This window comes from Kitasatospora sp. DSM 101779, assembly GCF_025655475.1.
Classification (GTDB): domain Bacteria; phylum Actinomycetota; class Actinomycetes; order Streptomycetales; family Streptomycetaceae; genus Kitasatospora.
The window spans coordinates 4,011,679-4,032,730 of sequence record NZ_JAHTIK010000001.1 but is presented as its reverse complement, the minus strand read 5'-3'; the positions used below and the strand labels follow the sequence as shown (position 1 = coordinate 4,032,730).

Here is a 21,052-nt window from a genome sequence, read left to right as displayed (position 1 = left end):
CGGGCCAGTTGGGCGCGGCGCGCCCGGTCGTCGCCCTTCCCGCCCCCGGCGGCCGCCGCGGCCGCGCGCTTGCCGCCGACGGCAGCCCCCGTCCCGGCCTCCTGCTGCGCCGCCTCGTCCGGCCCGGTCCTGTCCGCGGCCCCGTCCGACGCCTCGCCGGCCGTCCGCAGCCGGGCCACCCAGGCGCGGGAGATCCAGGCCAGGCCGACCATGCCCGCCACCAGGCCGGTCTTGATCAGCAGCAGCCGCCCGTACTCCGTGTCGACCAGCGCCCCCCAGCTGCCCAGACCGCGCCAGGACTGGTAGACGCCCGTCACCGTCAGCACCGTCACGGCGCCCAGCGCCAGCTTGGAGAAGCGTTCGACCGCAGCGGCCGGCACGCCGTGCCGCAGTCCGACCAGCAGGGTGGCCAGGCCGCCCAGCCACAGGGCCATCGCCAGCAGGTGCAGCGCGGCGGTGGGCAGCGCCAGCGGCACCTGGATGCCGACCGAGGAGTGGTCCGCCCCGACCCAGGTCGCGCTCAGGGCGACGGCGAGCACCGCCCCGCCCACGCCCAGGCCCAGCCGGGCGTCCCGCAGCGGCCGCTCGGCGGCGCGCTGCTCCAGCGCCCGGAGCTCCGCCTCCTCGCCGTCCTCGGCGCCGCCCTCCGCGGCGGCCGTCGGCTCCGAAGAGTCCCCGGCGGCCCCGGCGTCCCGGGAGTCCTGCGCCGTCCGGTCCTGGCCGAGCTGGCCGACCAGCAGCGACAGGAAGACGCCGCCCGCGGCGAGCAGCAGCAGCCGGGCGGCGAGCGCGGTGCCGATCCGCTCGTCCAGGGTGGACCGCACCAGCGACAGGTCGAAGGCCTGCGAGATCCCGGTGCCGCGCTCGTACGGGCCGCGCAGCAGCAGCACCGCGACGGTGGAGACCAGCAGGGCGATCCAGCCGGTCATCAGCAGCCGCTGCACCTGGTGCACGGCGACGCCGCGCGGCCAGCAGATCAGCACGAAGGCGGCCGCGCCGACCAGCAGCGCGAAGGCCGCGTAGGCCACCGTCCGGGCGGTGCCGTAGGCGGCCGCGACCACGGCGTCCGGTTCGGCGCCCTGCACCGCGGAGGCGGAGACCGTGGTGTCCGAGGGCGCGCCGATGGAGAAGGTGAAGGCGCCGCCCACCGGGTGCGAGTCCTCGGAGACGGCCCGCCAGGCGACGGTGTACGTGCCGTTGCCGAGGCCGGGACGCAGCGTCACCCGGGCGCTGGCCTCCTTGCCGTCGGCGTGCGCCGCGTCGCCGTTGTCCACCTGCTTGCCGGCCGGGTCCAGCACCCGCACCGAGTCGGCGGTCAGCGAGACGCCCTCACTGAAGGTCAGCGTGACGGCGGCGGGTGCGGTGGCGGTGACCGCTCCCTGCGCCGGGTCGGTGGAGACCAGCGCGGCGTGCGCGGCGGCGGTGCCGGCGCCGCCGAACAGCACGGCGACGGCCGCCGCCAGTACGGCCAGCAGCGCTGCGACTCTCCTCGGCATCAGTGTCAGCTCCCGGGCCGGTAGGTGAGCGGCTTCACCGGCACGGTGACGGTGATGGTGCCGCTCTTGGCGAAGGTGAGGTCCAGTTCCAGTTCGTCCCCGACGGCCGGCGGCTTCTGCCATCCCATGATCATGAGATGGTGGCCGCCGCGGGCCAGCTCCAGCGCGCCGTGGGCCGGCACCTGGAGGCTGTCGACCGCGGTCATCGTCGACTCGCCGGAGGTGTGCATGGTGACGGAGCCGGCGTCCGGGCTGGTCACCGCGACGAGCCGGTCGGCCGTCCCGCCGTCGTTGCGGACGGTGAGGTAGCCGGCGCCCATCCCGCCGGGCAGCGCCGGCACCGGGACGTAGCTGCCGATGACGCTGAGCTCGGCCCGTCCGTCGTCGGATCCCGTCCCGCACGCCACGAGTATCGTCCCGGTGGCCAGCACCGCCGACAGTCCCGCGCCGATCAGCGCCGAACGCCGGAACGCCCGGCTCACGCCGGCACCCCCTTCGCCAGCAGCGCCAGGTCGTGGGTGTAGGTCTCGACGGTGCTGCTGCCCATCCACAGCAGGTGCGCCTTGTCGTCGGAGGGCAGGAAGGCCAGCACCTGGGCGCCGTGCGCGGAGGTCACCGAGCCGTCGGCGTTCACCACCGGGTCCTGCACGGCGACGCCCACCGTCCGGGCCGCGGTCTTCACCTTGGCGAGGTCGCCGGTGAGGCCGATGAAGCCCTTGCCCATCGAGTCCAGCCAGGTGCGCAGCACCTTCGGGGTGTCCCGCTCCGGGTCGGTGGAGACGAACACGACGTCGATCTTCTTCTGCTCCTCGGCGGACAGCTTCGACATCGCCACACCGATGTCGCCCATGGTGGTCGGGCAGACGTCGGGGCAGCTGGTGTAGCCGAAGAACAGCACCACGGGCCGGCCGGCGGTCCGCTTGCGCAGGTCGAACGGCTGCCCGGAGGTGTCGGTCAGGAGCAGGTCGGGCTTGTCGAAGTGCTTGCTCAGCACGCTGCCCTGGTACGCGGACCTGCTGCTCTCCTTGCTGACCGTGGCGGCGCCGCTGCCGCCGCCCCCGGAGGAGGAGCAGGCGGTGAGCGCGAGGGCGCCGGACAGGGCCAGGGCGGCCGCGCCGAGCAGCCGGGCCTTCGGACGGGGGGTGTGGGCCATGGCGTTGGGATTTCCGATCGTGCGGGTCGGGGGTCGGCCCGGCGGGCCGCACCGGGGTGCGGCCCGCCGGGCACCGGGTCAGGAGGTGGAGCCGCTCTTGCGGCGCAGGCCGGCCACGCCGAGCGCGGCACCGATCACGCCGACCACGATGCCGACCACGCCGAGGGTGCGGGCGGTGGAGTCGTCGGACTTGGCGGCGGCCTTGTCACCGGAGGCGTCCTGGGAGGCGTGGTGGTCGGCGGCGGGCGCGGCGGAGCCGGACGCGTCGGCGGCCTTGGTGAGGGTCAGCACCGGGGCGGGCTTGGCGGGCTCGGGCTGGCCCTCCTTGGCCTCCTCGATCCAGCGGACGACCTCGCCGTTGTCGTAGGTCTGCAGCGCCTTGAAGGTCAGCTTGTCGGTGTCGGTCGGCATGGCGCCGAGCGAGACCCGGAACTCCTGGAACTGCCCGGGCACGATCTTGGTGCCGGCGTCCGCGGTCCAGGTGATCTTGGAGACCGCCTCGGTGATGTCCTTGCCGTGCGAGCTCAGCGGCTTGTCGAGCTTGGACTTCTCCAGGACGGCCGTCCACCCGGGCAGCGGCTGGATCCGCACCGAGGCCAGCGGGTGGTCCATCGGCAGGCTCACCTCCAGCTTCACGGTGGAGGCGGTGTCACTCTCGTCCGGCACCCGGAACGCCACGGCGGTGTAGCCGCCCTGCGGGACGCTGCCCGGCTGGACGGTGACGTGGGCGGCGGCCGGCCCGGCCAGCGTGACGACGGCGGCACCGGCGACGGCGGCGGCGAGGGCGGTCCGGCGGGCAGGAGTGGTACGCATGACGGGCTCTCCCTGGGGAGCGGGGCGCACGGCGGCGGGGCCGCAGGGTGCGCCGGGCTGGTGGTGGGGCTGGTGAGGGCCGTTCCGCATCGGTGCGGTCCGGCCGGCAGCGCGCGCCACGGGCCCGTGCGGGCCGGTCAGCGCGCGAACGCCACCACGGGCGGCCCGCGCCGCACCAGGCTGTGCACCAGGGCGAGCGCCCCGGGCAGGGGGACGTCCTCGGCCCGGCGGCGGGGCACGGCCGGCGCGGCCGCGGGAACGCCGAGCAGGACGGCGGCGAGCATCGCCACCGCCCGGCGCAGCGGCGCGGACCACTCGCGGGCCGCCGCCGCGGTGAGCTTCACCAGGCGCCAGAGCGCGGCCTCGCCGCGCCGCAGCCACCAGCCGGCCACGACCGCCGCCGCCAGGTGGCCCAGCAGCATCGCCGGGCTCGTCCCGAACATGCCCGAGGCGGCGTGCCCGGCGCCCGCCGCGGCGTACGCGTGCGGGTCCAGGCCGGCGTCGCTGATCACCTGCTCCGGGGTCGTCCCCGCGGGGAGGTGCGTGACCCCGTTGCCCGGTACGTCGTCGCAGAGCAGGCGCCCGGCGGCCTCCGGCATCGACATGCCCGCCATGTGGTGGGCGCGGGCCGGGGTCAGCGCGTGGAAGAGCAGGTGCAGGCCCAACTGGCTCGCGCCGAGCGCCGCGGTGATGGCCGCGAGCGAGCGCTCGCGCCCGCCGAGCGCCGACGCCAGCAGCACCACCGCGGTGAAACCGGCGGCCAGCGCGGGCAGGGCGACGTCCCCGCCGCCCACCACCGCGTGACCGGCGGCCGCCACGAGTGTGCACACCAGCGCGAACGGCACGGCACGCGCCACCCGCAGGTCCCAGGCCGCGGCCGGTACCCCGTCGGAGGGGGCGGCGGCGCCTGCGAACGGGGCGGCGGAGTGGGCAGTCATGGCCGGGACATCATCTCACCGCTCACACCTCCCCCACGGGCAGGGTGGGAAATACGCCGAATGACCCTTTCGGCCCGGCGTGCAGGCCTGAGCGCGCGCCGCACGGCACACTGTTCCGCACCAGTCCATCCACCGAACGGGCGGTCGCGGCCCGAGCCGACGGTTCGCCGCCGAAACCCCCGGAGATACCAAGGTGTATGTGGAGCCGTAGCCAGGAGGGACCTCCCGTGGACATCTGGTGGACTCTGCACCTCAAGCGCGACCCGGCCAGCGTGCCGCTCGCCCGCCGCATCCTGCTCGGCGCCATGGACACCGCCGGTGTCGACCCGCAGATCGCCTACGACCTCGGGGTCGCCCTCACCGAGGCCTGCGCGAACGCCGTCGAGCACGCCGCGACCGGCCGTCCGGACGACGGGTTCCAGGTCACCGCCGCGATCGCCGGCGACCGGCTGCGGATCGAGGTCGTCGACTCCGGGCCGGGCCTGCCGCCGATCGCCCCGGCCGTCCCGGGCGTGCTGCCCGCCGAGGGCCACCGCGGCCCGGCCGGCGCCGTGTCCCGCCCGGCCCCGCGCCGCTGCCGCACCCGCCGTGGCCGGGCCACCCTCGGCCCCCCGCCGGTCGGCGGCCACCGCCCGCGCCGCACCGACCGCCCCGGCCCGTACGACACCCACGTCCTGCCGGCCGGCCGCCCCGCCCCGGTCCGCACCCCCGACCCGGACCTGCTGCCCGACCTCGGCGCCGAGTCCGGCCGCGGCCTCTTCCTGATCCACGCCCTCACCGACCACGTCCAACTCCGCAACCACCCCCTCCGCGGCGCGATCGTCAGCTTCGACAAGATCCTCAAATGGCAGGACGACGCCCTGCTCCGCGCCGCCTCCTGACCGCGTGGGGCGGCGGCCCCGGCCGCACCGGCCCTCCGGATTGCCGCCCGCCCGGCCCCGGCGCAGCATGGCGGCATGAGGTATCAGATGCACGCCGAGTACGGCCCGTCCGGTCCGTCCGACGGGGTGAAGACCTGGCACATCACCCATGACGGTTCGTCCGTCGCCCTGTGCGGGCGGGAGTTGAGCCCGGCAGCGACCGTCCAGGACCCGGAGTTCTGGTCCCGTTCGCCGGACCTCAACTGCCACACCTGCGGGGCGCTGTTCCTGCGCGAGACGCCGTACATGCCGGCCGAGCACGAGTGATCGGATCGCCTGTGCCGGGCCCGGCGGGCCCGTAGCGTGGGCGCCATGGAGCCGATCACGCCCCTCGTCCCCGCGGCCGCCCGCCTGCGGGCCGGCGAGCCGCCGCTCGGCGAGCACGTCGAGCGTCTGTGCACCCGGGTCGACCGGATCGACCCGGCGCTGCGCGCCTTCGTCCCGGAGCCCGGCCGGCACGACCGGCTGGCGGCGGCCGCGAAGGAGCTGGAGGCGCGCCACCCCGATCCGGCCCGGCGTCCGCCGCTGTACGGCGTGGCGGTCGGCGTCAAGGACGTGGTGCACGTCGACGGCCTGCCCACGCATGCCGGTTCGGCGCTGCCGCCGGGTGTGCTGGCCGGGCCGGAGGGCCCGCTGGTGGGACGGCTGCGCGCGGCCGGGGCGCTGATCGCGGGCAAGACGGTGACGGCCGAGTTCGCCGTCCTCGCACCCGGGCCGACCCGCAACCCGCACGACCTCGGCCACACCCCGGGCGGTTCGAGCAGCGGTTCCGCGGCGGCGGTCGCGGCGGGCCTGGTGCCGCTGGCGATCGGCACCCAGACCGTCGGGTCGATGATCCGCCCGGCGGCGTACTGCGGCGTGGTGGGCTTCCGGCCGACGTACGGGCGGATGCCGCCGGAGGGGGTCGTCCCGCACGCGCCGACCCTGGACACCCCGGGCTGCTTCGCGGCCGACCTGGCCGGCGTCCGGCTGGCCGCCGCGCTGCTCTGCGACACCTGGGCCGAGGAGCCCGCCGCGGCACCGGAGCGGGAGCCCGTCCTCGGCGTCCCGGCCGGCGGCTACCTCGACGAGGTGCACCCCGAGGCACTGGCCGCCTTCGAGCGCACGGTGCGGGGGCTCGGTCCGACGGTCCGCCGGGTCGACGTGCTGGGCGACTTCGACACCGTGAAGCACCACCTGCGGACGATCATCCGGTACGAGCTGGCGCAGGTGCACCACGATCTGTTCACCCGCTTCGGCAGCCTGTACCGGCCGGAGACGGTGGCCGCGATCCGGCACGGCCGGGAGGTCGACCGCGCCGACTACCGGGCCGCGCTGGCGGCGCGGGCGGACTTCCGGCGCCGGGTGGCCGAGGTGACGGCGGAGCAGGGTGTGGACGTGTGGGTGACCCCGGCGGCCACCGGCCCGGCGCCGCTCGGCCTTGACTCCACCGGCAGCGCGGTGATGTCGCTGCCCTGGAGCCACGCGGGGCTGCCCGCCGTCTCGCTGCCGGCCGGTGCGCTCGGCGGCCTGCCGCTCGGCCTGCAGTGCGTGGGCGCGGAGGGCGGCGACGAACGGCTGCTGGCCGCCGCGGCCGTGATCGGGGAGCGCCTCGCGGCGTAGGCTGGCCGCCGACAGCGAGGACGGCCGGCGGAGGAGCGCGGTGGAGACGCCGACCACGGACGGGCGGGTGCAGCGGGGCAACGAGACCCGCCGCGCGGTGCTGGGGCGCGCCGTGGAGGTCGCCTCCGTCGAGGGGCTGGAGGCCCTGTCGATCGGCCGGCTGGCCACCGACCTCGGGCTGAGCAAGAGCGGGGTGTTCGCGAGCTTCGGCTCCAAGGAGGAGCTGCAGCTGGCCGCCGTGCGCGCCGCCCAGCGGATCTTCCGGGACGCGGTGGTCGTCCCGGTCGAGGACCTGCCCCCGGGGCTCGGCCGGCTGCGGGCGGTCTGCGACTCCTGGCTGGCGTACTCGCGGCGCAGGGTCTTCCCGGGTGGCTGCTTCTTCTACGCGGTGTCGGCCGAGTTCGACGCCCGGCCCGGCCCCGTCCGGGACGCCCTGGCCGCGGCCGCCAGGGCCTGGGAGGAGCACCTCGCCGAGCTGGCGCGGGCCGCCCGCGCGGCCGGCGAGCTCCGCGCCGACACCGATGTCGACCTGCTGGTCTTCGGCCTGATCGGCATGCTGGAGGCGGCCAACGCCCAGTCGCTGCTGTACGGCGAGGAGCGCCGCTACGACCTCGCCGCGGCCGGTGTCCTGGCGCTGCTGCGCGGTGCCGCGGCCGCCCCGGAGCAGCTGGCCTGACCCGTTCCGTACTGCCCCGGGCGGCGCCGCCGGGGTAAAACTGCACGAACGGTCGTGCTAATATCTCGCTCCGTTAGGCTCCACCCACCCCGCACCTCCACCGGGGAGACACCATGGACCGCACCAAGACCCTCGTCGGCGCCGCGCTCAACACGACCGCGCTGATCTCCCCGGAGCTCGCCGGCCGGGCCGCCTTCGGCCTCTTCCGCCGCCCCGGCGGTCGCAGCCGCGTCCGCCCGGCCGAGCGCGAGGTCCACGACCGGGCGCGCACCTCGTACCTCACCGTGGCCGGCAAGCGCACCGCGGTGTACCGCTGGGGCGACGGCCGCCGTCCGGTGCTGCTGGTGCACGGCTGGCAGTCCCGGGCCGCGCGCTTCGCGCCGCTGGTGGCCCGGCTGCTGGCCGAGGGCCGCAGCCCGGTCGCCTTCGACGCGCCCGGCCACGGCGGTTCGGCCGGGTCGACCACCACGATCCTGGAGTTCGGCGAGGCCATCGGCCGGCTGCACGCACAGGACGGCCGCTACGAGGCCGTGGTCGCGCACTCCTTCGGGGTGGCCTGCGCCTTCCGCGCCCTGGACGAGGGACTGCGGGCCGACCGACTCGTGGCGGTCGCCGGGGTCACCGACTTCCGCTTCGTGATCGGCGGCTTCCGTGCGCAGCTCGGGCTGTCCGAGCGCGTCTCGCAGCAGGTCGCCCGACGCGTCGAGGAACTGCTCCTCCCCGGAGCCGGGACCGTCTGGCAGCGCTTCGACGCCGCGGGCCGCCCGGCCGACGTCGTTCCGACCACCCTGGTGGTGCACGACGAGGGCGACCCGGTGGTGCCGTTCCGCCAGGCCGGCCGGCTGCAGGCCGCGTACGGGGAGCGGGTGCGCCTGCTCGCCACCCGCGGGCTCGGCCACCAGCGGGTGCTGAGCGACCCGGCCGTGCTCGACAACGTGCTCGGCTTCCTGGCCGAGCCGGCCCGCCCGGCCGCCGAACCGGCGGACCGCACCGCGGGCGCAACCGCGTAGCGGAGGCGCGGCACGGGAGCACCGGCACGGGAAACGCGACGGCGGGCGGACCCCGTGGGGATCCGCCCGCCGTCGGCGCTCGGTCAGCCGCCGCTCTTGCGGCGGAAGGTGCGCTTGCCGCCCGCCGCGGCATGGGTGCCGTGGATCTTGGAGCCCTCGCCGCCCTGCCCGGCGCCGCCGCTCCCGCGGCCGCCCTGCTTGCGCTCCAGCGCCGCGAGGAACTTCGCCTTCACGTCCTCCTGGGCGGGTGCCGGTGCGTCCTCCTCGACCGGGGCGGCCCCGGTCTCGGCCTGCTCGGCGGGTGGGGCTGATTCCTTGCTCATGGCGCGACCTCCGGTACGGGGCCCCGGGACAGGGGCCGGGTGCAGTGCACACCCTGCCACGGCGGCGGCCGCTCGGCGGGTTCATTTCACTTCGTCGGGGAACCGGGGCCCACCGATCAGGTAGAAGAGCGCCAGGATCGGGAAGCCGATCGACGCGATCACGAGGACGAAGAACTGCCAGACCATCGCACACTCCTGGGGCGAGAGCGGGTGATCTTCCGACCGTAAGCCGCGCTCCGACCGGTCGCCACCGCGCGCTCCGGCGCACGCCGGCAGTGCCGCACAGGACCGTCCGACCCCTGTACCGGGCGGCCGCCCGCCCGCAGACTGGTCCGATGCAGGTACAGCTCGCCGGAGAACCGTACGGGCAGGGCCGTGAGAGCGAGGACTTCGCCGCCGCCTCCGCCGAAGCGCTGGTGCTGCTGGACGGCTCCAGCATGCCGACGGAACTGGAGTCCGGGTGCCGCCACGGCACCGCCTGGTACACCAGACGGCTGGGGGTCCACCTCCTCGCCCGGCTCACCGACCGGGCCGACCGCTCGATCACCGAGTGCCTGGCCGACGCCATCGTGGAGACGGCCGCCCTGCACGGCGGTCGCTGCGACCTCGGGAACCCGAACACCCCGGCGGCCATGGTGGTCGCCGCCCGCACGGTCGGCGGCTCGCTGGAGTACCTGGTGCTCGGGGACTCGCTGCTGGTGCTGCACCCGCGCGAGGGTGCGCCCCGGGTGATCGGCGACAACCAGCGCTTTCCCGGCGGCGAGCTGCTGCGCCGCCAGGTCTGGACGACGGTGCCGGGCAGCACCGAGCGGGCCGAGCTCTACCTCGCGTACGCGCAGGCCGTCCGGGCGGCCCGGAACTCCGGGCACGGGCCGTGGATCGCCGCCGCCACGCCGCGCGCCGCCGAGCACGCGGAGACCGGCTTCGTCCCGCTCGCCGACCTGCGGGGGGTGGCGGCGCTGACCGACGGCGCGGCGCGCTTCACCGAGCGCTTCCGGCTCGGCAGCTGGTCGGACGCGCTGCGGCTGCTGGCGGAGTCGGGGCCGGCCGAGCTGATCGCCCAGGTGCGGGCGGTCGAGGAGGCCGACGCCGACTGCACGCGCTGGCCGCGCGGCAAGAAGTCGGACGACGCCTCCGCGCTCTACGCCCGGATCTGACCGCGCGGGTACCGTCCGGATCCGACCCGACCCGTCCCGGCCGCGGACGCGCCCCGGGGCCCGGCGTGTCGCCGGGCCCCGGTCGGGTCGATCGGTGCGGGGTCAGTCGATCGGGTGGCCGAACGAGCCGGACTGGAAGTCCCGCATGGCCTGTTCCAGCTCGCGGTGGCTGTTCATCACGAACGGGCCGTACCAGGCGACGGGCTCGCGGATCGGCTGCCCGCCCAGGACGATCACGTCCAGGTTGGGGTGGCGGGAGTCCTGCTTGGCGTCCGCGGTGATGGTGATGGTGTCGCCGTCGCCGAAGACCACGGCCTGGCCGGTGTGCACCGGCCGCCGCTCGGTGCCGACCGTGCCGTCGCCGTTGAGCACGTAGGCGAGGGCGTTGAAGTCGGGCCGCCAGGGCAGGGTGACCGAGGCGCCCGGGGTGACGGTGGCGTGCAGCAGGGTGATCGGGGTGTGGGTGGCGCCCGGGCCCTGGTGGCCGTCCAGCTCGCCGGCGATCAGCCGCAGCACGGCGCCGCCGTCCGGGCTGGTCAGCAGCTTCACGTGGCCGCCGTGGATGTCCTGGTAGCGCGGCTGGGTCATCTTGTCGCTCGCGGGCAGGTTGACCCACAGCTGGATGCCGTGGAACAGGCCGCCGCTGAGCACCAGCGACTCCGGCGGGGTCTCGATGTGCAGGATGCCCGAGCCGGCCGTCATCCACTGGGTGTCGCCGCCGCCGAGGTGGCCGCCGCCGCCGTGCGAGTCCTTGTGGATGAACTCGCCGTCGATCAGGTAGGTGACGGTCTCGAAGCCGCGGTGCGGGTGCCACGGGGTGCCCTTGGGCTCCCCGGCGGCGTACTCCACCTCGCCCATCTGGTCCATCATGATGAACGGGTCGAGGAACTTGGTGTTGATCTTGGCGAAGGCGCGGCGGACGGGGAAGCCCTCGCCCTCGAAGCCCTCCGGCGCGGTGGCGACGGCCAGCACCGGGCGGGCGGCCGCGACCGCGGGGTCGGGGGTGGCGACGCGCGGCAGGGTCAGCGGGTTCTCGACGGTCACGGCGGGCATGTCGGCCTCCTTCTGGGGGTTCTCTGGCCTACGTCCGACAGGTTAGTTCAATCCTCAACCAATAGCAAGTTGAACATTGAACTAAATGGATGGAGGTGTGCGGGAGGTCATGGACCTCCCGCTGGGCTCTGGGTCAGCCGTACATCCGGCGCATGGTGAAGTCCACCATCTGCTCGACGGCCTTCGCGTCGAAGACCATCCGGTGCTCGCCCTCCATGTCGAGCGCGAAGCCGTAGCCGGTCGGCAGCAGGTCCAGGATCTCCGCGCCGGTGACGCTGAAGTGCTTGGACTCCTTGCCGGCGTAGCGCCGCAGCTCCTTGAGCGAGCTGAACATCGGGATCACGGGCGTCGGGGTGTTGTGCAGGGCGAGGAAGCCGGGGCGGTCGCCGCGCGGGCAGTGCACCTTGGAGGTGATGAAGATCGCCTGGAAGTCCTCGACCGGCATCGAGCCGGTGGTGAAGGCCCGGACCGCGTCGGCCAGCGAGGGCGGCGAGGGCTCCGGGTAGAGGGACTGCTGGGCGGCCCCCTGCTGGGGGTCGCCGTACGGGCCGGGGCCGGGCATGCCGTTCATCCCCGCCTGCTGCTGGTAGGGGTCCTGGTACGCGGTCTGCTCGTAGCCGTACACGGGACAAGGCTAGCGGGCCGGGCCGCCTCACAGGGGGGACGGATCGCACAAGGTGTGCGCGTCCGGGGTTGTGGGACGTGACCACGTTCATAAGGCTTTGCCGTGAGAGGGCTTGCCCAAGTTACTGCCGGGTAGCATCATGGTGCGTACTGGTGGGTAAGTGGCGCTCGATCGGCGGGCCCACGGCAAGCAGACGAACCGGAGAAACGGTCATGGGTCACTACAAGTCCAACCTGCGGGACGTGGAGTTCAACCTGTTCGAGGTGTTCGGCCGCGAGCAGGTGTACGGCACCGGCCCGTTCGCCGACATGGACGTCGACACCGCGAAGAACATCCTCAGCGAGATCTCCCGCCTCGCCGAGAACGACCTCGCCGCGTCCTTCACCGACACCGACCGCACCCCGCCGGTCTTCGACCCGGAGACCAACACCGCGCCGATCCCGGCCACGTTCAAGAAGAGCTACCAGACCTTCATGGACGCCGAGTGGTGGCGCCTGGGCATCCCGGAGGGCATCGGCGGACAGGTCACCCCGTCCTCCCTCGTCTGGGCCTACGCGGAGCAGGTCCTCGGCTCGAACCCCGCCATCTGGATGTACTCCTCCGGCCCGGCCTTCGCCGGCGTCGTCTACGAGGAGGGCACCGAGGAGCAGCACAAGGTCGCCCAGCGCATGGTCGACGGCCTCTGGGGCGCCACCATGGTGCTGACCGAGCCCGACGCCGGCTCGGACGTCGGCGCCGGCCGCACCAAGGCGATCAAGCAGGAGGACGGCTCCTGGCACATCGAGGGCGTGAAGCGCTTCATCACCTCCGGTGAGCACGACATGTCCGACAACATCATCCACCTGGTGCTGGCCCGCCCCGAGGGCGGCAAGCCCGGCACCAAGGGCCTCGGCCTCTACATCGTGCCGAAGTACGACTTCGACTGGGAGACCGGCGAGCTCGGCGAGCGCAACGGCGTCTACGCCACCAACGTCGAGCACAAGATGGGCCTCAAGGCCTCGAACACCTGCGAGATGACCTTCGGCGCCAAGCACCCGGCCAAGGGCTGGCTGCTCGGCGAGAAGGTCGACGGCATCCGCCAGATGTTCAAGATCATCGAGTTCGCCCGCATGATGGTCGGCACGAAGGCGATCGCCACCCTGTCCACCGGCTACCTGAACGCCCTCGAGTACGCCAAGGAGCGCGTGCAGGGCGCGGACATCGCCAACTTCCTGGACAAGACCGCCCCGCGCGTCACCATCACCCACCACCCGGACGTCCGCCGCTCGCTGATGACGCAGAAGGCGTACGCCGAGGGCATGCGCGCCCTGGTGCTCTACACCGCCTCCGTCCAGGACGACGTGCTGGCCGCCCGCCTGCGCGGCGAGACCGACGAGGCCGCCGAGCGCCTGAACGACCTGCTCCTGCCGATCGTCAAGGGCTACGGCTCGGAGAAGTCCTACGAGCAGCTCGCCCAGTCCCTGCAGACCTTCGGTGGCTCCGGCTACCTGCAGGAGTACCCGATCGAGCAGTACATCCGCGACGCCAAGATCGACACCCTGTATGAGGGCACCACCGCCATCCAGGGCCAGGACTTCTTCTTCCGCAAGATCGTCAAGGACGGCGGACAGGCGCTCACCGCCGTCTCCGAGCAGATCCAGAAGTTCATCGCCACCGGCGAGGGCGGCGACGCCCTGGCCGCCGAGCGCGAGGCGCTCGGCAAGGCCGCCGGCGACCTGGAGGCGATCGTCGGCAAGATGCTCGCCGACCTGACCGCCGTCCAGCAGGACGTCACCAACATGTACAAGGTCGGCCTCAACGCCACCCGCCTGCTGCTGGTCTCCGGCGACGTCGTCATCGGCTGGCTGCTGCTCCGCCAGGCCGCCGTCGCGCTGGCCAAGCTGGAGGCCGGCGCCTCGGAGAAGGACGTCCCGTTCTACCGGGGCAAGGTCGCCGCGGCCCGCTTCTTCGCCCGCAACATCCTCCCCACCACCGCCCCGCAGCGCCTGATCGCGGAGGCCGTGGACAACGAGATCATGGAGCTCGCGGAGGAGGCCTTCTGAGGCCCCTGAAGTCTGCCTGACACACCCTCACGCCGTGGGGCCCGGTCCGCCGACCGGGCCCCACGGCGTTTCGCTGCCGGACGGAACCGGGCAAACACCGCGTCACGGACGGCATGACGGCCCGTCGGGAATGCGCTGTGTCCCGGTGTTCTCACCGTTGTGTCACCGTTTTTGAGTTCGCCGCGTCATGTCCGTGTACGGGCATATGCTCAGATGCGGACCCGGTACCCCCATCCGGCGTCCGACCTCCCTCAACCCAGGAGCAGCATGTCGACCGCCGACCGCCCGGCCCACTTCGACCGGACGCACACCGACGATCTGATCGCCTTCCTCGGCGCCGCACCCTCGCCCTACCACGCCGTGGCCGCGTCGGCCGAGCGGCTGGAGAAGGCGGGCTTCCGCAGGGTCCTGGAGACCGACGCCTGGGGGGCCGAGGCCGGCGGCCGGTACCTGATCCGCGGGGGCGCGCTGATCGCCTGGTACGTGCCCGAGGGGGCCGGGCCCGAGACGCCGTTCCGGGTGGTCGGCACCCACACCGACTCGCCGAACCTCCGGGTCAAGCCGATCCCGGACACCGGCTCCTCCGGCTGGCGCCAGGTCGCCGTGGAGATCTACGGCGGCGTCCCGCTGAACACCTGGCTCGACCGCGACCTCGGCATCTCCGGCCGCCTCGCGCTGCGCGACGGCACCGCCCGGCTGGTCCAGATCGACGAGCCCCTGCTGCGGGTCCCGCAGCTCGCCATCCACCTGGACCGCGCGGTCAACGACGGCCTGAAGCTCGACAAGCAGCGTCACCTCACTCCGATCTGGGGGATCGGCGAGGTGACCGAGGGCGCACTCCTCGAGTACGTCGCGGGCAAGGCCGGCGTGGCCGCCGCCGACGTCGCCGGCTGGGACCTCATGACCCACGACGTGCAGCCCGCCTCCTACCTCGGCCGGGACCGCGAACTGCTGGCCGGCCCCCGGCTGGACAACCTGCTCTCGGTGCACGCCGGCACCGCAGCCCTGGCCGCCTCCGCCACCGGCGACGCCCCGCTGTCCTACATCCCGGTGCTGGCGGCCTTCGACCACGAGGAGACCGGCAGCGAGTCCGACACCGGTGCGCAGAGCCCGCTGCTCGGCAACGTGCTGGAGCGCACCGTGTACGCCCGCGGCGGCACCACCGAGGACCGCGCCCGGGCACTGGCCGGCACCGTCTGCCTCTCCTCCGACATGGGGCACGCCGTACACCCCAACTACAGCGAGCGGCACGAGCCGGGCCACCACCCGATGCCCAACGGCGGCCCGATCCTCAAGGTCAACGTCAACAACCGGTACGCCACCGACGGCGTCGGCCGGGCCGTGTTCGCCGCCGCCTGCGAGAAGGCCGGCGTGCCGTGGCAGACCTTCGTCTCCAACAACGCCATGCCGTGCGGCACCACCATCGGCCCGATCACCGCGGCGCGGCTCGGCATCACCACGGTGGACTGCGGCATCGCCGCGCTCTCCATGCACTCCGCCCGCGAGCTGTGCGGCGCGGAGGACCCGTACCTGCTGGCGAGCGCCGTCAAGGCCTTCCTGGAGGGCTGAGCCGGGGCCGGGGGCGGTCCGCGGGCGGTGGGGGCCGCCGCGCGGACGGCCCCCGGACCGGTCACCCGCCGGCGGTCACTCCATGCCGGCGAGGACCAGCGGCAGCCGGCTCACGCCCTCGGCCGCCAGCTTCACCGGTACGCCCCAGTCCTGCTGGTGGACGTGGCAGGCCGGGTACTCGATCTCCGGGTCGTCGTCGCAGGACGCCGCCATCGCCGACACGTGCAGCACGCCCTCGGCGACCGCCTCGTTGAGCACCAGCTCGCGGGAGAGGTCGGTGTCCGCGCCGGCGCCCGAGAGCAGCAGCTCCGGCGGGGTGGAGCTGACCAGCAGCCGGGTCGACGGGCCGTAGCGCTCGTCCAGCTTCTGCCCGGACGGCGCCTGGAAGACCACGTCCAGCTGCAGGGCCCCGGGGGCGACCTCGGTGGCGGCGCGCTGGGTGCGGTGCGCCACCGACTCGACCTGGACGGCCTCCTCGGGCAGGCGCAGCCGGGTCAGCCGGTGCCGCGCCGACTCCACCACGACGATGTCGCCGTCCACGACCACGGCCCCGGAGGGCTCGCGGACATCGGTGGCGAGGGTGGTCACCTCGCCGGTCGCCGGGTCGAAGCGGCGCAGCGCGTGGTTGTAGGTGTCGCTGATCGCCACCGAGCCGTCCGGCAGCACGGTGACACCCAGCGGGTGCTGGAGCAGCGCCTGGTCGGCGGCGCCGTCGCGGTGGCCGAAGTCGAACAGGCCGGTGCCGACCGCGGTGTGCACCGAACGGGTTTCACGTGAAACCCAGCGCACCGCCGAGGTCTCCGAGTCGGCCACCCAGAGCCGCTCGCCGTCCGCGGAGACCGCGAGGCCGGACGGCTGGGCGAACCAGGCCTCGGCCACCGGGCCGTCGACCAGGCCCTCGTTGGTGGTGCCGGCCGCGGCCGCGACCGTGCCGGCCGCCGGGTCGAAGGCCCACAGCTGGTGCACGCCGGCCATGGCGATCCACACCCGGCCGTCGAACCAGGCGACGTCCCAGGGCGAGGAGAGGTCGACCTCGCGGGCCGGGCCCTCGGTCGCCGAGCCCTGCCACCACTGCCGGCCGGTGCCGGCCAGCGTGGTGACGCTGCCGTCGGCGAGCCGGACACCGCGCAGCGCGTGGTTCACGGTGTCCGCCACCACGACGTCGTAGCCGAGGTCCAGGCCGGCCGGCACCAGGGCCAGGCCCTGCGGCTCGCTGAACCGTGGCGCGGCACCGTCCACCAGGCCGCGCTCGCCGTCGCCGATCCGGCGCAGCACCGTCTCGCCGTCCTCGGCCAGCTCCACCAGCGAGTGGTGTCCCGAGTCGGCCACCAGGTAGTGGCCGTCCGGCAGCCGCACCGCCTTGCCGGGGAACTTCAGGTCGCCCGCCTGCGGCTCCGGCGCCACGTACGGTCCGTCGCCGCGGCGCAGCGTGCCCTTGGCGGCGTGCTCGGCCTCCAGCTCCTCGACCAGGGCGGCGATCGCGTGCGCATGGCCCTCGCCGGCGTGCTGCGCGACGACGTACCCCTCGGGGTCGATCACCACCAGCGTCGGCCAGGCCCGCACCGCGTACTGCTTCCAGGTGGCCAGCTCCGGGTCGTCCAGCACGGGGTGGTGCACCTCGTAGCGGGCCACCGCGTCGACGACCGCCAGGTGGTCGGCCTCGTGGACGAACTTGGGCGAGTGGACGCCGACGATCACCACCGTGTCGCGGTGCTTCTCCTCCAGCTCCCGGAGTTCGTCCAGGACGTGGAGGCAGTTGATGCAGCAGAAGGTCCAGAAGTCGGCGATGACGATCTTGCCGCGGAGGTCGGCCAGCGTCAGGTCCTTGCCGCCGGTGTTGAGCCATCCGCCCTTGCCCACCAGTTCGGGGGCGCGTACGCGTGCACGAGAAGCCATGTCCTCATCCAACCCCATCGGCCGGCGGGCGCATTCCGCTGCCGGCCGGCGAGGTGTCCGGGAGCCCCGCCGGACGGGGGCGGGGCTCCGAGGACGGGGCACCGGGCGGTGCAGGCTAGCGGTTCCCCCAGGTTCCGGTGCTCCACAGTGCTCCGGCCGGGTCGCTCCGGCCCTTCCGGTAGATCACCAGGTTGCCGTCGTCCTGCACCCTGGCGTAGGCACCGGGCGAGTGCAGATTCGGCGTGGACCACCCGATCAGGCCGTTGGACACGGTGGAGAGGTACAGCGCGCCGGTGACGTTCGAAACGAAGGCGATCGAGCTCGGCCTGTTCGAGGTCCGGGTGGACCACAGCGCGGCGCCGTCCCGCTTGCGGTACAGCACCAGGTTCCCGTCCGTCTGGTTGACCAGCCAGACCGAGTTCGACGTGATCCACTGGCCCGGCCTGATGCCCCGGCTGGAGTCGAGCACGCTCTCCGGGCGGGAGGGCCCGTCGACGGCCGGTGCGACACCGGTGGCGGTCTGCCAGAGCATCCCGCTGGTACTGCTGTTGACCCCCCACCAGCCGTCCAGCAGCTGCGCGTACGCGCCCGGGTGGCCCCAGCTGCCGCTGCTCCACAGGGCGTCCGACGGAGCGGATCCGCCTCGGCGGTAGACCACGAGGTTGCCGTCCGGCTGCATGTAGGCGTACGCCCCCGGGTGGCCGAACGTGCCGCTGTGCCAGACCGCCGGGCCGTGGTTGCCGGTCGGGCCGACCAGGTAGAGCACCAGGTTTCCGTCGCCCTGCATCACCAGGCTGGACTCTCCGCTGGTGAGGCTCTGCCCGGGTGCGAGCCGCTCCCCGCTCCCCAGGAAGGACGTCCCCGCGGTGGCCGTCGGCTGCAACGCGGGCGCGGCGGTGGCGGCAGGAGCCGCGACGGCGAGCACGACGGAGCCGAGCAGGGCCGCGGCGACGCGTCCGAGCGTCTTGTTCCGCATGTGGCGGAACCCCCTCTTCTCTTGTAGGCCCACGATTCATACACCCTGGCGGCACCGGCCGGTAAGCGGGTTTTCCGTCGGGGCCTGCGGACCTCGCGCTCCCCGTGCGGCGGGGACGAGAATGGGCCGGTGATCATCGCCAGTGCGCCCTCCGGGCCGGTCGAGGTGCCGCCGTTCGTCGTGGAGTTCGCCCGGGGGCGGCCGGTGCGGGCGGTGTGGCGCAACACCCTCGGCGGGCTGACCTTCCAGGTCGGGGCGGACGGCGGACGGCAGTTCGTGAAGTGGATGCCGGCCGGCCGCGGCGCGCTCACCGCCGAGGCGGTCCGGCTGCGCTGGGCGGCGCGGTTCGCCGCCGTGCCCCGGGTGCTGGACGAGGGCTCGGACACCGCCGGCTCCTGGCTGGTCACGGCCGGCCTGCCCGGCCGCTCGGCGGTGGACGGCCGCTGGCTGCGCGAGCCCGCCGTCGCGGTGCGCGCCGTCGGCGAGGGGCTGCGCGCCCTGCACGAGGCGCTGCCCGCCGCGGACTGCCCGTTCGACTGGTCCGCCGGGCCGCGTCTGGACGCCGCCCGTGCCCGCGCCGCCGCCGGCCGGACCTCCCTGGCGGACTGGCCGGAGGAGCTGCCCCGGTTCCGCACCGTCGACCGGGCCCTGGCCGCCCTCGCGGAGGTCCCGCCCGCCGACCGGCCGGTGGTCTGCCACGGCGACGCCTGCGCGCCCAACACCCTGGTCGACGTGGACGGCCGGCCGAGCGGCCACGTCGACCTCGGCGCGCTCGGCGTCGCGGACCGCTGGGCCGATCTCGCCGTCGCCACCTGGAGCACCCGGTGGAACTACGGCCCGGGCTGGGAGCGGCCGCTGCTGGACGCCTACGGCATCGCGCCGGACCCGGAGTGGACGGCCTACTACCGGCTGCTGTGGCACCTGTCCGACTGAGCCGGGGCGCCCCGACCGGTGACCGGATCGGTCCGGGTCGGGGCGTGATCATGTCTGGGGCGCGGGCCCCGCACCGGCCACCATGGAGGACATGAAGAGCGCACTCGTCGTGATCGACGTCCAGGAGTCCTTCCGCCGCCTGCCCAACTGGGAGGCCGTCTCCGACAAGGGGATCGTCGACAAGGTCGGCCGGCTGGTCGCCGCCGCCCGGGAGAAGGGCGACCTCGTGGTGTGGATCCTGCACACCGAGCCGGGCAGCGGCACCCCCTTCGACCCGGAGTCCGGGCACGTCCGGCTGATGGACGGCCTCAAGCCCGAGGACGGCGAGCCCGTCCTCACCAAGACCTCGCACAACGCCTTCACCACCACCAACCTGCAGCAGCAGCTCACCCGGCACGGCGTCGGCGAGGTGGTGGTCAGCGGCATCCGCACCGAGCAGTGCTGCGAGACCACCGCGCGGGTCGCCTCCGACCTCGGCTACCAGGTCGTGTTCGTCACCGACGCCACCGCCACCCACCCGATCGAGCACCGGGAGGCCCCCGCCGGCCGCAGTCTGGCGGAGATCCTCGCGGACCCGCGTACCCTGTCCACCGACGAGATCATCGCCCGGACCGAGTACGCCCTCGCACGGCGGTTCGCCCGGATCGCCACCGTGGAGGAGCTGACCGGATCGTGACCAGGGTGGTCTTCCTGCTGGCGCCGCGACTCCACCTGCTGGACCTCGCCGGTCCGGCCCAGGTGTTCTCCTCGGCGGCCGACCTCGGCCACGCCTGGGAGATCGGGTACGTGGCCGAGCAGGAGGACGTCACCACCGCACAGGGCATCGGGCTGAAGGCCGCCACCTGCTGGCCCGAGCTGTCCGCCGGCGACCTGGTGGTCGTCCCGGGCTGGCGCTCGCCGAGCCTGCCGAGCGGGCCGGTCTTCACCCGGGAGACCCTGGAACGGGTGGTCGCCCACCACAGCGCCGGCGGCACGGTGGCCAGCATCTGCTCCGGCGCGGACGCGCTCGGCCGGGCCGGCCTGCTGGACGGCCGCCGCTGCACCACCCACCACGACCTGCAGGACGAACTCGCCAGCCGCTACCCGCGCGCCTCCGTCGTCCCCGACGTGCTGTTCGTCCAGGACGGCGGCGTCCTCACCTCCGCCGGGATCGCCAGCGGGATCGACCTGGCGCTGCATCTGCTGGCGGTCCGCCACGGGCCGTACGTCGCCGCCCAGGTGGCCCGCTCGATGGTCGTCCACACCCGCCGCAACGGGGACGAGCAGCAGGCCAGCGCGATGCTGCGGCACCGCGCCCACCTCAGCGACGCGGTGCACCGGGTGCAGGACGTCATCGACGCCCGGTTCACCGACCCGCTGCTGCTCGCGGGGCTGGCCGCCGGCGCCGGCGTCAGCGAACGGACCCTCACCCGGCGCTTCACCGAGGCGACCGGCCTCACACCGCTGCGCTACCAGCAGCAGCTGCGGCTGGAGCACGCCGAGCACCTGATCACCCAGGGATCCACCGTCGAGTCGGCCGCCCGCACCGTGGGCTTCCAGGACGCCCGGATGCTGCGCCGGCTCCGCGCCCGGCCCGCCGCGGACTGACGCAGCGGGCGCCGGTGGGACGGCGCCGGCGGATCAGAACGGACCACGCCGGGGCGGTGGCCACCCGCGCCGGGGTCCGCGGCCGCTCGTACGACGGGGAGAGCCGGGGCCCCTACGGCGCTGCGCCGACGTGCTAGGCGACGAGGCTGTTGAGCCAGCCGTCGAGTACCACGCGCCACGCCCGAGGGGCGGCGCGCCGAACGCCGGTGCCGGTTCTGGGGAGGCCTCGGCCGCCTGGTCGTGCGGGCGTTCCCTGCTCGGGGCCACGCCACTGTGGATCTGG

General features: G+C 74.3%; 21 protein-coding genes. 11 read left to right on the top strand and 10 right to left on the bottom strand.

The features are described 5' to 3' along the window. From KSNIM_RS18305 to KSNIM_RS18285, 5 genes are all read right to left on the bottom strand, one after another. On the bottom strand, positions 1–1,496 hold a 1,496-nt coding region (locus KSNIM_RS18305), incomplete at its 3' end, for a copper resistance CopC/CopD family protein (RefSeq protein ID WP_263104280.1). 5 nt (positions 1,497–1,501) lie between these two features. After that, positions 1,502–1,978 (bottom strand): copper chaperone PCu(A)C, encoded by a 477-nt coding sequence (locus KSNIM_RS18300; RefSeq protein WP_263104279.1) that lies wholly within the window; start codon positions 1,976–1,978, stop codon positions 1,502–1,504. Further along, on the bottom strand, positions 1,975–2,649 hold the full coding sequence (locus KSNIM_RS18295; protein ID WP_263104278.1) for an SCO family protein: 675 nt from the start codon (positions 2,647–2,649) through the stop codon (positions 1,975–1,977). The genes KSNIM_RS18300 and KSNIM_RS18295 overlap by 4 nt, the downstream gene beginning before the upstream one ends. Before the next feature lie 78 nt (positions 2,650–2,727). Next, a complete protein-coding gene (locus KSNIM_RS18290; RefSeq protein ID WP_263104277.1) occupies positions 2,728–3,462 on the bottom strand; it encodes a YcnI family protein in 735 nt (244 codons plus the stop codon). A gap of 137 nt (positions 3,463–3,599) precedes the next feature. Further along, the gene (locus KSNIM_RS18285; protein WP_263104276.1) at positions 3,600–4,400 is read right to left on the bottom strand and encodes a hypothetical protein; all 801 of its coding nucleotides are present in this window, start codon (positions 4,398–4,400) and stop codon (positions 3,600–3,602) included. Positions 4,401–4,627: 227 nt separating this feature from the next. Here KSNIM_RS18285 and KSNIM_RS18280 point away from each other — a divergent pair, with 227 nt between their 5' ends. The 5 genes from KSNIM_RS18280 (at position 4,628) to KSNIM_RS18260 (ending at position 8,608) form a co-directional block, all read left to right on the top strand. Then, a complete protein-coding gene (locus tag KSNIM_RS18280) occupies positions 4,628–5,281 on the top strand; it encodes an ATP-binding protein (RefSeq protein WP_263104275.1) in 654 nt (217 codons plus the stop codon). A gap of 75 nt (positions 5,282–5,356) precedes the next feature. Further along, positions 5,357–5,587, top strand: coding sequence for a hypothetical protein (locus KSNIM_RS18275; protein ID WP_263104274.1), 231 nt, complete (start codon positions 5,357–5,359; stop codon positions 5,585–5,587). Between the two features lie 45 nt (positions 5,588–5,632). Next, the gene (locus KSNIM_RS18270; protein ID WP_263104273.1) at positions 5,633–6,922 is read left to right on the top strand and encodes an amidase; all 1,290 of its coding nucleotides are present in this window, start codon (positions 5,633–5,635) and stop codon (positions 6,920–6,922) included. A 40-nt stretch (positions 6,923–6,962) separates the two neighbouring features. After that, a complete protein-coding gene (locus KSNIM_RS18265; protein ID WP_263104272.1) occupies positions 6,963–7,598 on the top strand; it encodes a TetR/AcrR family transcriptional regulator in 636 nt (211 codons plus the stop codon). 113 nt (positions 7,599–7,711) lie between these two features. Then, on the top strand, positions 7,712–8,608 hold the full coding sequence (locus KSNIM_RS18260; protein WP_263104271.1) for an alpha/beta fold hydrolase: 897 nt from the start codon (positions 7,712–7,714) through the stop codon (positions 8,606–8,608). A gap of 83 nt (positions 8,609–8,691) precedes the next feature. Here the strand turns inward: KSNIM_RS18260 and KSNIM_RS18255 are convergent, their stop codons facing one another. Next, a complete protein-coding gene (locus tag KSNIM_RS18255) occupies positions 8,692–8,931 on the bottom strand; it encodes a DUF5302 domain-containing protein (protein ID WP_263104270.1) in 240 nt (79 codons plus the stop codon). A gap of 335 nt (positions 8,932–9,266) precedes the next feature. On the opposite strand from KSNIM_RS18255, the gene KSNIM_RS18250 reads away from it, so the two are divergent. After that, positions 9,267–10,088 carry a protein phosphatase 2C domain-containing protein gene (locus tag KSNIM_RS18250; protein WP_263104269.1) on the top strand — a complete coding sequence of 274 codons (822 nt, stop codon included), beginning with the start codon at positions 9,267–9,269 and terminating at the stop codon, positions 10,086–10,088. 102 nt (positions 10,089–10,190) lie between these two features. Here the strand turns inward: KSNIM_RS18250 and KSNIM_RS18245 are convergent, their stop codons facing one another. Next, entirely contained in the window at positions 10,191–11,141 is a 951-nt protein-coding gene (locus tag KSNIM_RS18245; RefSeq protein WP_263104268.1) for a pirin family protein, read from the bottom strand. A gap of 133 nt (positions 11,142–11,274) precedes the next feature. After that, entirely contained in the window at positions 11,275–11,766 is a 492-nt protein-coding gene (locus KSNIM_RS18240; protein ID WP_411543736.1) for an SseB family protein, read from the bottom strand. Between the two features lie 212 nt (positions 11,767–11,978). Here KSNIM_RS18240 and KSNIM_RS18235 point away from each other — a divergent pair, with 212 nt between their 5' ends. Both KSNIM_RS18235 and KSNIM_RS18230 read left to right on the top strand, forming a co-directional pair. Then, positions 11,979–13,808 (top strand): acyl-CoA dehydrogenase, encoded by a 1,830-nt coding sequence (locus KSNIM_RS18235; protein WP_263104267.1) that lies wholly within the window; start codon positions 11,979–11,981, stop codon positions 13,806–13,808. Positions 13,809–14,075: 267 nt separating this feature from the next. After that, positions 14,076–15,377, top strand: coding sequence for a M18 family aminopeptidase (locus KSNIM_RS18230; protein ID WP_263104266.1), 1,302 nt, complete (start codon positions 14,076–14,078; stop codon positions 15,375–15,377). A gap of 75 nt (positions 15,378–15,452) precedes the next feature. On the opposite strand, the gene KSNIM_RS18225 is transcribed toward KSNIM_RS18230, so the two are convergent. Then, on the bottom strand, positions 15,453–17,273 hold the full coding sequence (locus tag KSNIM_RS18225; protein WP_263104265.1) for an NHL domain-containing thioredoxin family protein: 1,821 nt from the start codon (positions 17,271–17,273) through the stop codon (positions 15,453–15,455). Positions 17,274–17,388: 115 nt separating this feature from the next. Continuing rightward, entirely contained in the window at positions 17,389–18,249 is an 861-nt protein-coding gene (locus KSNIM_RS18220) for a hypothetical protein (RefSeq protein ID WP_263104264.1), read from the bottom strand. A 129-nt stretch (positions 18,250–18,378) separates the two neighbouring features. Between KSNIM_RS18220 and KSNIM_RS18215 the strand changes: the two genes are divergently transcribed. The 3 genes from KSNIM_RS18215 (at position 18,379) to KSNIM_RS18205 (ending at position 20,769) form a co-directional block, all read left to right on the top strand. Further along, the gene (locus tag KSNIM_RS18215) at positions 18,379–19,182 is read left to right on the top strand and encodes an aminoglycoside 3'-phosphotransferase (RefSeq protein ID WP_263104263.1); all 804 of its coding nucleotides are present in this window, start codon (positions 18,379–18,381) and stop codon (positions 19,180–19,182) included. A gap of 91 nt (positions 19,183–19,273) precedes the next feature. Further along, positions 19,274–19,858, top strand: coding sequence for a cysteine hydrolase family protein (locus KSNIM_RS18210; protein ID WP_263104262.1), 585 nt, complete (start codon positions 19,274–19,276; stop codon positions 19,856–19,858). Continuing rightward, positions 19,855–20,769 carry a GlxA family transcriptional regulator gene (locus KSNIM_RS18205; protein ID WP_263104261.1) on the top strand — a complete coding sequence of 305 codons (915 nt, stop codon included), beginning with the start codon at positions 19,855–19,857 and terminating at the stop codon, positions 20,767–20,769. The genes KSNIM_RS18210 and KSNIM_RS18205 overlap by 4 nt, the downstream gene beginning before the upstream one ends. Positions 20,770–21,052: the final 283 nt, after the last annotated feature.

What these genes read in the sequence shown, in the direction of transcription:
- KSNIM_RS18275 (WP_263104274.1), top strand. Translation starts at nt 5,357, where the DNA reads ATGAGGTATCAGATGCACGCCGAGTACGGCCCGTCCGGTCCGTCCGAC.
- KSNIM_RS18290 (WP_263104277.1), bottom strand. Translation starts at nt 3,462, where the DNA reads ATGCGTACCACTCCTGCCCGCCGGACCGCCCTCGCCGCCGCCGTCGCC.
- KSNIM_RS18250 (WP_263104269.1), top strand. Translation starts at nt 9,267, where the DNA reads ATGCAGGTACAGCTCGCCGGAGAACCGTACGGGCAGGGCCGTGAGAGC.
- KSNIM_RS18210 (WP_263104262.1), top strand. Translation starts at nt 19,274, where the DNA reads ATGAAGAGCGCACTCGTCGTGATCGACGTCCAGGAGTCCTTCCGCCGC.
- KSNIM_RS18220 (WP_263104264.1), bottom strand. Translation starts at nt 18,249, where the DNA reads ATGCGGAACAAGACGCTCGGACGCGTCGCCGCGGCCCTGCTCGGCTCC.
- KSNIM_RS18245 (WP_263104268.1), bottom strand. Translation starts at nt 11,141, where the DNA reads ATGCCCGCCGTGACCGTCGAGAACCCGCTGACCCTGCCGCGCGTCGCC.
- KSNIM_RS18260 (WP_263104271.1), top strand. Translation starts at nt 7,712, where the DNA reads ATGGACCGCACCAAGACCCTCGTCGGCGCCGCGCTCAACACGACCGCG.
- KSNIM_RS18270 (WP_263104273.1), top strand. Translation starts at nt 5,633, where the DNA reads ATGGAGCCGATCACGCCCCTCGTCCCCGCGGCCGCCCGCCTGCGGGCC.
- KSNIM_RS18285 (WP_263104276.1), bottom strand. Translation starts at nt 4,400, where the DNA reads ATGACTGCCCACTCCGCCGCCCCGTTCGCAGGCGCCGCCGCCCCCTCC.
- KSNIM_RS18225 (WP_263104265.1), bottom strand. Translation starts at nt 17,273, where the DNA reads ATGGCTTCTCGTGCACGCGTACGCGCCCCCGAACTGGTGGGCAAGGGC.
- KSNIM_RS18255 (WP_263104270.1), bottom strand. Translation starts at nt 8,931, where the DNA reads ATGAGCAAGGAATCAGCCCCACCCGCCGAGCAGGCCGAGACCGGGGCC.
- KSNIM_RS18235 (WP_263104267.1), top strand. Translation starts at nt 11,979, where the DNA reads ATGGGTCACTACAAGTCCAACCTGCGGGACGTGGAGTTCAACCTGTTC.
- KSNIM_RS18295 (WP_263104278.1), bottom strand. Translation starts at nt 2,649, where the DNA reads ATGGCCCACACCCCCCGTCCGAAGGCCCGGCTGCTCGGCGCGGCCGCC.
- KSNIM_RS18230 (WP_263104266.1), top strand. Translation starts at nt 14,076, where the DNA reads ATGTCGACCGCCGACCGCCCGGCCCACTTCGACCGGACGCACACCGAC.